Below are 8999 nucleotides of genomic sequence, written 5' to 3' on the forward strand. Positions count from 1 at the left end.
GGCCGGTGGCGGCCGCGGCCACCCCGGCGACCAGGGTCACCGCGAGCGCCGCCCCGGCCCCGGCGGGCGCGGCCAGCCCCACCAGCAGGCCGTGCCCGAGCAGCACGGCTCCGGCCGCAGCCCTGGTCAGCACGGTCCACGAACGGGTCTCGCGGGCCGCCGCGACGACCAGCAGCACCGCCCCGACCGCCAGGTCGACGGCGAGCGCGAGCGGCCAGGGCGTCGGCCCGACCGCCGGCAGGGCGAGCGCGACCGCCGCCACCCCGGCCGCGGCCACCGCCGGGCGCGCCGCCGCGGGCAGCAGCAACGCCACGGCGGCAACGGTGAGCGCCACCGCCACCGGAAGCTGCCAGCCCCAGGCGAAGTCCGGCCCGACGGCCGCGCCCCGCCAGGGCGGCAGCGACCGGGCGACCGCGTCGCCCGCGAACACGACGGCCATCAGCACGGTCAGCTGGAGCAGGCCGCCGGACACCAGCAGCGCACCGACCCGCGGGCCGCTGCGCGTCCCAGCCGGCAGCAGCCGCACCGCGGCGGCCAGCCCGGCCGCGACCAGCGCCGCCGCCACCAGCAGCAGCGACTCCCGCAGCTCGGCCACCGGCCGGAGCAGGGCGCCGGCCAGCACCGGCACCAGCAGCCCGGCGGCCACCGCGCGGAAGACCGGGCCGCCGGTGAGCAGAGCCGCGCCCAGCAGGGTCGACGCCACCAGCAGCAACGGCAGTCCGGCCAGCAGCGGCGTGCCGGCGGCCCGACCGAGCGCGAGCGGCACCAGGGCGCAGCCGGCCGCCGCGACCAGCGCGGCCGCGTGCGCGATCCAGGCCAGGATCCGGCCGGCGAGCGCCGCACCGGCGGCCCGGCCGCGCAACGCCATCAGCACGGCGAGGTTCAGCAGCGCCACCCCGACGAAGACCAGCGACCAACCGGCCGGCCCGGGCCGCGCCTCGACCGACAACAGCGGCAGCACCGGCTGGGCGGCCAGCAACGCCGCGAACCACGGCACGGTGAGCCGGCTGAGCCGGGCGTACCCGAGGGCGGCCGCCGCGCTGGCCCCCCCGACCAGCGCGGCGTACCGGGTCCCCGGCCAGCCGGCCACCCCGAACAGGTCCACCGACCAGGCGGCGTAGCCGTCCAGCACCACCAGCAGCAGCCCCACCGCGGCGAACGTCTCCGCCGTGCCCCGCAAGCCGCGCCGCACGGCCAGCAGCGGCCCGGCCAGCGCCACGGCGGTCACCGCGGCCAGGATCAGCGCCCGGCCGGCCACCCCGACGGCGGCCCAAGCCACCGCCGTGAAGACCACAGCGGCGGTGCCGAGCAGCAGTCCACCGAGGACGAAGAGCAGGCCCTGCACGGTGCGGGTGGAGGCCTCCGGCGCGCCGACCACCACGGGTGCGCCCGCTCCGGCGGGCGGACCGGCCACGACGGGCGGGCCCGCGACGGCGGGCGGCGGACCCGCCGCGGCCGGGTTGGGCCGTGGCGGCCCGCCGGCCACGGCCGGCGGGCGGGCGACCGCAAGCGGGAACTGCGCGCGGATCGCCGCGGCCAGCCGGTCCCGGCGCTGCCGGGTCGTCGCCAACCGGTCGACCAGCTGCTGGTACGTCTGCCGGACCCGTTCCGCCTCGGCGCCGAGCGCGACGATCTCCCGGTCGAGCCGGATCACCTCGGCCGCCGGCGGGTACGGCGGCTGGCCGCAGCCGGAGCAGCCGGAGCGCAGGTCGGCGGGCGTGCCGCAGGCCGGGCAGGGGTAGCCGGTGTTCTCCACCCGGCCATCATCGGCGGCCGGACCTCAGCCGCACAGAGTGCGCGTACTCAGGGTCGGGTCTGGTCGCGCACCCACGCGGCGTACGGCGGGTCGCTCTCCACCCGGGCCACCAGGATCTCCGGCACCTCGTACGGGTGCCCGGCGCGGATCTGGTCGACCAGCGCGGACACCCGATCCTCGGTGGTCTTGAACTGCACCGACCACTCGGCGTTGGTCTCCACCGCGGCGCGCCACCAGTAGGTGCTGTCCACCTGCCCGCCCACCTGCGCACAGGCCGCCAGCCGCGCGTCGACCGCCGCGCCGGCGAGCGCGTCGGCGACCGGCCGCGCGTCCACCACCGTCGTCACCACGCAGATCTGTTCCACGAGCGCACCCTACGCGGGATCGTCCCGGTTGACCGCGATCCACTCGTCGATCCGGTGCCACCAGTCGAACAGCCAGTCGATGCGCTCCTGCCGACCGGTCGGCACCTCCTCGGGCGGCACCGACCAGAACCGCATCACGATCCGCTTGTCCATCGGCAGTTCCCGCCACACGTCCGCGACGGTGAGCATCCGGTCCAGCCCGGTGTGCGCCACGAAGATGACCCCGGCCTCGGGAGCGGCGTCCAGCGCGGCCAGCAGCCCGCCGGGCTGCGGCGCGAGCACGTGCTGCATCCGCTCCGCCCGCAGTGCCATCCGCTCCAGCCCCAGCGAGCGCAGCCGGGCGATGGCCCGCAGTCGGCGCTTCGGGGTGAAGTTGCCACCCTCCGGGAAGATCACGAAGGCGTCGTCGTCGTCCAGGCCGGTGGCCAGGTGCCCGATCTGCTCGGTGACCGTCCCCCGCCCGTCCGGACCGGGCGCGATGAACCGGTTGGGCAGCCGGTTGAGCAGCACGTCGATCGCCGGGTCCCACTGCAGGCTGTCCTTGAGCACGATCCGCGGCTCACGGCGGAACCAGTTCACCAGGGCGTGGATCAGGATGAACGAGTCGCCCGGCCCGGCGTGCCGGCAGAGCACCAGCTCGGGCCGGCCCGGCAGGGCGGTGTCCGGGTCGGTGCCGACCACCTCGATGCGCAACCGCAGCGTCCACCGGGCCTGCCAGAACAGCAGCCGCAGGAACCACCCGGCGAGCAGGTAGTGCGCCCGCTGGAAGCCCGGGCCGCGGACCCGCCAGCCGCAGCCTGAGGCGAGCCAGAGCACGAAGAGCGCGAGCAGCGCGGCGGCGTCCCAGACCAAATAGACGCAGCCGAGCCAGAGCAGCCGCAGCGGCCGCAGTCGCCCCGGGACCAGCGGTGAGGCGGCCGCCGCGAGCAGCGCCCAGACCGGCAGCGTGGTCACCACCAGGAAGGCGAGCAGCACCACCCCGGGCGCCAGCAGCACCCGGCGGACCCACCGCGGCGGCAGCGGCATCAGCGTTCCAGCTGGGTGGCCAGGTAGCGCCGGGAGGCGGTGTACGCGCGGCTGATCCGCCGGCCCACCGCCGCCATGTCCCGGTACGCCCAGGGTGTGTCGTCGCGCGGGTTCAGCCCACCGGTGGGCAGGACGTGCACCTCCACCCCGTCCGGCAGCGCGGCCATCTCCCGGGCGAACCGGTGCCGGCGGGCGATCTCGAACGCGACCTGCGCGATCTCCCAGGGCCGGCGGGGCGGGCTCAGCTCCCGCTCGATCCGGCCCACCTGGAGGACGAAGATCTGCCCGGCCCCGGCGGCGACCGCCTCGCCGATCGGGATCGAGTTGACGATCCCGCCGTCGACGAAGTGCTCGTCGCCGATCCGCGCCGGCGGCAGCAGCCCCGGCACCGAGGCGGAGGCGAGCACCGCCGGCACCAGCGGCCCGCTGTCGAACCAGTGCTCGGCAGCCCGTTCGATGTTCGCCGCGCAGCACCGGAACGGCACCCGCAGGTCGGCGAAGGTGGTCTCGGCGCCCAGCTCGTTCTCGAGCAGCTTGCGCAGCGGGCGGGGCGAGTGCAGATGGGTGCGTGCGGCGAACCGGCGCAGCTGCCGGGCGACCGAGTCGCCGTACACCTCGCTGGCCTCGGGGGACGCCCAGAGCCGGACCAACCGGTCGGTGACCGCTTCGGACGGTTCGGCGGCGACCAGCGCGCCGTTCACCGCGCCGATCGAGGTGCCGAGCACCAGGTCCGGCCGGATCCCGGCGCGGAACAGCGCCCGCAGCATGCCCACCTCGACCGCGCCGAGGACGCCCCCGCCGCCGAGCACGAACGCCACCGGTCCCCGCGCCATGTCGTTCATCCTGGCACGGCCGCGCCGGTGCCCCGTCGCGGCGGCTCCGCCAGGCCCCGGCCGGTTGCCGTTGACAGGCCGGAAACATTCACGCAACCTGATACCGCTCCCACCCGAGGCAGGTGCGAACCGTGAAGCCAGCGCTGCACCCCGGCCGGTTGCTGGCCCGCCGGTACCGGCTGCTCGACCAGATCGGCGCCGGCGGGATGTCGGTGATCTGGCGCGCCCACGACGAGGTGCTGGACCGCATCGTCGCGTTGAAGGTGCTCGCCCCGTCGCTCGCCGCCGACGCCCGGTTCCGGGACATGGTCCGCACCGAGGCGCGCTCCGCCGCCCAGCTGGTGCACCCGCACGTCACCTCGGTGCACGACTACGGCGAGACGGTCGCCCCGGACGGCTCGATCACCTCGTTCGTGGTGATGGAGCTGCTGACCGGCGAGGAGCTGGAGCTGCGGCTGACGGAGGGCCCGCTGCCGTGGTCGGAGGCGGTGGAGCTGGGCGCCCAGGTCGCCGACGCGCTGGCCACCGCGCACCGGCTCGGCATCGTGCACCGGGACATCACCCCGGCCAACGTGATGCTGACCCGGACCGGGGCCAAGGTGCTCGACTTCGGCATCGCCACCCGGGTCGGCGCCCCGGACGAGGACGAGGACGGCGACACCTTCGGCACCCCGGCGTACGTGGCACCGGAACGCCTCGACGGGGCGCCCGCGCAGCCGGCCACCGACGTCTACTCCCTCGGCGTGCTGCTCCACCAGGCGTTGACCGGTCGGGTGCCGTACCCGGCCGACACCTGGGACCAGCTCAGCGCCGCGCTGGCCGCGGGCCGGCCGCCCTCGCTGGCCGGGGTGCCCGGGCTGCCGCCCGAGGTGGCCCGGATCTGCCTGAGCTGCCTGACCCGGGACCCGGCCGCGCGGCCCACCGCCCGCCAGGTGGCCAGCGGACTGCGCGACCAGTTGCTCCCGGCCGATCCGCAGGCGGCCACCATGCTCGCGCCGACCGTGACGCTGCCCGCGCTGGCCCCGGCCGCACCGACTCCGGCGGCCCCGGCCTCCGCCCGCCGGGTGCCACGGCCCGTCCTGGTCGCGGCGGTGGTGCTGGCGGCCGCCGTGGGGCTGGCCGGGCCGGCGCTGTGGCCGGACGGCGACCCGCCGCCGGTGGCGCTGCCCACCACGTCGCCGACCGGGCAGCCCTCGCCCGCCGTACCGGACGCCGCGCCTGCTGGCACGTCGGCACCGGCCTCGCCGGGGCGTCCCGAACCGACCCGCGCGCTACCCGGGCCGGCCAGCCTGCTGACCGTCGCCAACCGGCTCGACGGGCTGATCGGCGCGGGGCTCGACGGCGGTGAGATCCGCGCCGACGTCGGCCTGGACCTGCGCAACGAGCTGCGGAACCTGACCGCCGCGGTGGGCTCCAGGCCGGCCGACCTGACCGGGCCGGTGACCCGGTTGCGGGAGAAGGTGGCCACCCGGGTACGCGAGGGCGGCATCACCCCCGGGTACGCCCGCCGGCTCGACTCGGCGATCGCGGACCTGGCCGCCGTGCGCGTCTGAGCGTCGTGCCGCCGGACACGGCGCCCGCCGCCGCAGCCAGCCCGCCGCACCCGGCCTGTCGCGCTCAGCCCGGGGCGGCCCGGACCGGCTCGCGGATGCCGGTGTGCGGCACCCTGGCAGCGATGAACCGCCGGTACACCTCCTCGTAGCCGATCGCGATCCGTTCGGTGGAGAAGTGCTCCGCGACGTGCGCCACGCAGTCGGCCGGGTCGAGGCGGCTCGCCTCCCGCACCGCGTCGGGCAGCTGCTCCTCCCGGTCGCAGATCAGCCCGGTCACCCCCGGCCGGATCAGCTCGGGCACCGCGCCTCGGTTCAACGCCACCACCGGCGTGCCGGTCGCCATCGCCTCCACCATCACCATGCCGAACGGCTCCTCCCACTGGATCGGCATGATCAGGCAGCGGGCGTCCACCAGCATCCGCAGCGCGGCGTCCCGGTCGGCGTCGAGCACCACCGTCACGTCCTCGCCGAGCATCGGACGGACGACCTCCTGGTAGTAGCGGCGTTCGGGCGGCTCGTTGCACTTGCCGGCGAGCACCAGCGGCAGGCCGGCCGCGCGGCAGGCGCGGATCGCCACGTCCGGCCCCTTGTCCGGGCTGAACCGGGCCAGCCAGAGCACCGGCCCGTCGCTGGGCGCGCGTTTGCTCGGCACGCCGCGCACGTCCATCGCGTTGTGCACGGTGCCCACCCAGGGCAGCCGGGGGTTCAGCCGCCGCTGGGCGTGCGAGATGGCCACCAGTCCGACGCCCCGGTCGGTGTCGCTGAGCACGGTCCCGTACTCGCCCACCGGGTTGCCGTGCACGGTCGCCACCGTGGGGACCGCCCGCCGGCCGGCGACCAGCGGGCCGATGGTGGTGTGGTCGTGGATGACGTCGAAGTCGGCGGCGGTCACCAGTTGGTTGACCCGGGCCAGGTGGGCCAACTCGGGCAGCGCCTCGCCGAGCCGGTCGAACTGCAGGTCGGGCACCGTGGAGACGACCTCGGCGGCGGCCCGGTGCTCCCGCCCCGCCCCGAACAGGGTCACCGCGTGGCCGCGCGCGGCCAGCGCGTCCACCAGCACCGCGACCACCTGTTCCAGCCCGCCGTACCCGGGCGGGGGCACCGACAGCCACGGCGGGACCACCATCGCGATCCGCAGGGGCCGCTCCCGCGATCGGTCGGCCGACAGGTGGTTCAGGGCCACGAATCCTCCCCCGTCCGTCCCCCTCGATGCACGGGCCGTCCGCCGGTCGGCGCCGCCTCGACCGGCCCGGTCAACCGGATCGGTGGCGCATTCCCGGTGGTGATCCCGCTAAACCGGACATCCGGGGGCGCTCACCCACCCACCAGCAGGTGGTCCCGTACCGCCGCCACCCCCTCGGCCGACCAGGCCGTCCGTTCCGCCTGGTCCCGTTCCCACCAGGAGCGGACCACGCCCTCCAGCACGACGGTGTCGCCGTCCAGCGTCACGGTGACCCGCTCGGTGCCGATACCCCGCGCCAGCGCCCGCTGGATGTCCCGCCGGGTGCGCTCCGCGTCCGGTCGGGTGGCCGGGCGGACCTCGACCAGGTTGGTCACCCCGCGGACACCGCGCAGCCGGCGGATCTCGCGCTCGGCGGTACGCCGCTGCCAGCCGAACTCCACCACCCCGCGGAGCATCACCCAGCCGTTGGCCACCGTCACGTCCAACCGTTCGGCCGGGACGAAGCTGTCCCACTCCAGGGCCCGGCTGACCGCGATGGCGATGTCCTCGTCGGTCCGCTCAGCCGAGCCGGGCAACCGGACCTCGACGTCGTCGGCGACCACCCGCACGCCGCGGACCCGCTGCGCGCAGCGCTCGGCCGCCCACTTCGCCGCGGTGCTGTCCACCCAGCCGGTCAACGTCACCACGCCGTCCCGCACCGTGACGCCGATGTCATTCGGTTGCACCCGGACGTCCCAGGCCAGTTCCTCGAGCACGTCCCGCTGGATCTGCGCGTCGGTCCGGACGGTCGCTGCCGTGGTCATCGCACCCTCCCGTACGCCTGCCGGGTCTCCTGCCGACGGTGCCGGCGCGGTGGGTGACGGCGGTTCACCCGGACCGGGTGAACCGCCGGAGACAGGAGCGGGCGGCGGGTGACGGAGCCAACCCCCTTGGCCCCGTCACCCGCCGCCCATGGGAGGAGGCAGGCTCGGTACGGATTAGGACGCTTCGGCGAGCGTCACGGTTGCCGTCGACTCGGATCCGTTTCGCTGGTAGGTCACCTCGACCCGGTCGCCGACCTTGCCGGCCTGCACGGCGCCGACCAGGTCGTTGGAGTCGTTGATCACCTTGTCGCCGAACCGGGTGATCACGTCGCCCTGGCGCAGGCCGGCCTTTTCGGCGGCGCTGCCCGGGGTGACGGCGGCGACCAGCGCCCCGCCGTCCGGGGCGGCGTTGACGCTCACCCCCAGCGACGGGTGGCTGACCTTCTCGCCGCGCTGGAGCTTGCCGGCCACGTCCTTGGCCTTGTTGCTCGGGATGGCGAAGCCCACCCCGATGTTGCCGCTGCCCTGCCCGGCGGTGGCGATCGCGGTGTTGATGCCGATCACCTCGCCGCGGGTGTTGACCAGCGCGCCGCCGGAGTTGCCCGGGTTGATCGGCGCGTCGGTCTGCAACAGCCCGGAGATCGAGCTGGCTCCCTGGCTCGGGTTCTGCCGCTGCTCACCGCTGCCGGCCTGGATGGTGCGGTCCCGCGCGCTGAGGATGCCGGCGGTCACCGAGCCCTGCAGGCCCAGCGGGCTGCCGAGCGCGAGCACCTGGTCGCCGACCTGCATGGCGTCACTGTCGCCGAAGGTGGCCGGCTGCAGGCCGCTGACCCCGGAGGCCTTCACCACGGCCAGGTCGGTCTTCGGGTCGGTGCCGACGATCCGCGCCTGGGCGCTCTTGCCGTCGGCGAAGACCACCCGGACGCTGTTCCCGCCAGCCGCGGCGACCACGTGGTTGTTGGTCAGCACGTAGCCGTCGTCGGTGAGGATCACGCCCGATCCCTCGCCGCTGTCGGTGGTGATCGACACGACGCTGTCCTGCACCGAGGCGGCGATCCGCGGCAGGTCCGCGCCGTTGATCACGGGCGCGGCCGAGTAGGTGCGGGTGATCCCACCCGAGTCGCCGTCCACGGCGAGCGCCAGCGCACCGCCGGCGACGCCGGAGCCGAGCATCAGCGCCAGCACCGCGACGCCCGCACCGGCGAACTTGGCGATCCGGCCGGGTCGCGGCGCGGGGTGCGCCGGCGCCCAGGGCGGGGTCGGCTGGCCCGGGTGCTGCTGCGGGAAGACCGGTCCGGGGGCGCCCGGCTGGCCCCCGCCGGCCCAGCCGGAGTGCTGCCCGGAGTACCAGGGGCCGCCCGGGTAGCCGCCAGCGCCCGGGTGGCCGTGGCCGGGCCCGCCGGCCGGGTACGGGTGGCCGCCGGCCGGGGCGTGGCCCGGCTGACCGGAGGTCGGCTGGTACGGGGCGGCGGAGGGGGCG

The 8999-nt window shown here is 76.1% G+C and carries 7 protein-coding genes and 1 pseudogene; 1 reads left to right on the forward strand and 7 read right to left on the reverse strand.

The genetic code is table 11. The features are described 5' to 3' along the window. The 4 genes and pseudogenes from DLJ47_RS30565 to DLJ47_RS30580 form a co-directional block, all read right to left on the reverse strand. Positions 1–1756, reverse strand: a pseudogene (locus DLJ47_RS30565) (SCO7613 C-terminal domain-containing membrane protein); the annotation flags it as partial. 47 nt (positions 1757–1803) lie between these two features. After that, entirely contained in the window at positions 1804–2121 is a 318-nt protein-coding gene (gene cutA / locus DLJ47_RS30570) for a divalent-cation tolerance protein CutA (protein WP_109905209.1), read from the reverse strand. Positions 2122–2130: 9 nt separating this feature from the next. Next, positions 2131–3147 (reverse strand): 1-acyl-sn-glycerol-3-phosphate acyltransferase, encoded by a 1017-nt coding sequence (locus DLJ47_RS30575; RefSeq protein WP_109905211.1) that lies wholly within the window; start codon positions 3145–3147, stop codon positions 2131–2133. Then, positions 3147–3980, reverse strand: a complete 834-nt coding sequence (locus DLJ47_RS30580) for a patatin-like phospholipase family protein (RefSeq protein WP_088992138.1) — start codon at positions 3978–3980, stop codon at positions 3147–3149. Before DLJ47_RS30580 ends, DLJ47_RS30575 begins: the two co-directional genes overlap by 1 nt. A 131-nt stretch (positions 3981–4111) precedes the next feature. Here DLJ47_RS30580 and DLJ47_RS30585 point away from each other — a divergent pair, with 131 nt between their 5' ends. Next, a complete protein-coding gene (locus DLJ47_RS30585; protein ID WP_109905216.1) occupies positions 4112–5533 on the forward strand; it encodes a serine/threonine-protein kinase in 1422 nt (473 codons plus the stop codon). Positions 5534–5597: 64 nt separating this feature from the next. On the opposite strand, the gene DLJ47_RS30590 is transcribed toward DLJ47_RS30585, so the two are convergent. From DLJ47_RS30590 to DLJ47_RS30600, 3 genes are all read right to left on the reverse strand, one after another. Beyond that, entirely contained in the window at positions 5598–6659 is a 1062-nt protein-coding gene (locus tag DLJ47_RS30590) for a glycosyltransferase family 4 protein (protein WP_109905218.1), read from the reverse strand. Positions 6660–6847: 188 nt separating this feature from the next. Further along, the gene (locus DLJ47_RS30595) at positions 6848–7519 is read right to left on the reverse strand and encodes a BON domain-containing protein (protein WP_109905213.1); all 672 of its coding nucleotides are present in this window, start codon (positions 7517–7519) and stop codon (positions 6848–6850) included. A gap of 174 nt (positions 7520–7693) precedes the next feature. Continuing rightward, positions 7694–8999, reverse strand: a 1306-nt coding sequence (locus DLJ47_RS30600; RefSeq protein ID WP_109905215.1) for a S1C family serine protease, incomplete at its 5' end; no start/stop codon positions are given.

This window comes from Micromonospora sp. S4605, from assembly GCF_003176715.1.
GTDB lineage: Bacteria > Actinomycetota > Actinomycetes > Mycobacteriales > Micromonosporaceae > Micromonospora > Micromonospora echinaurantiaca.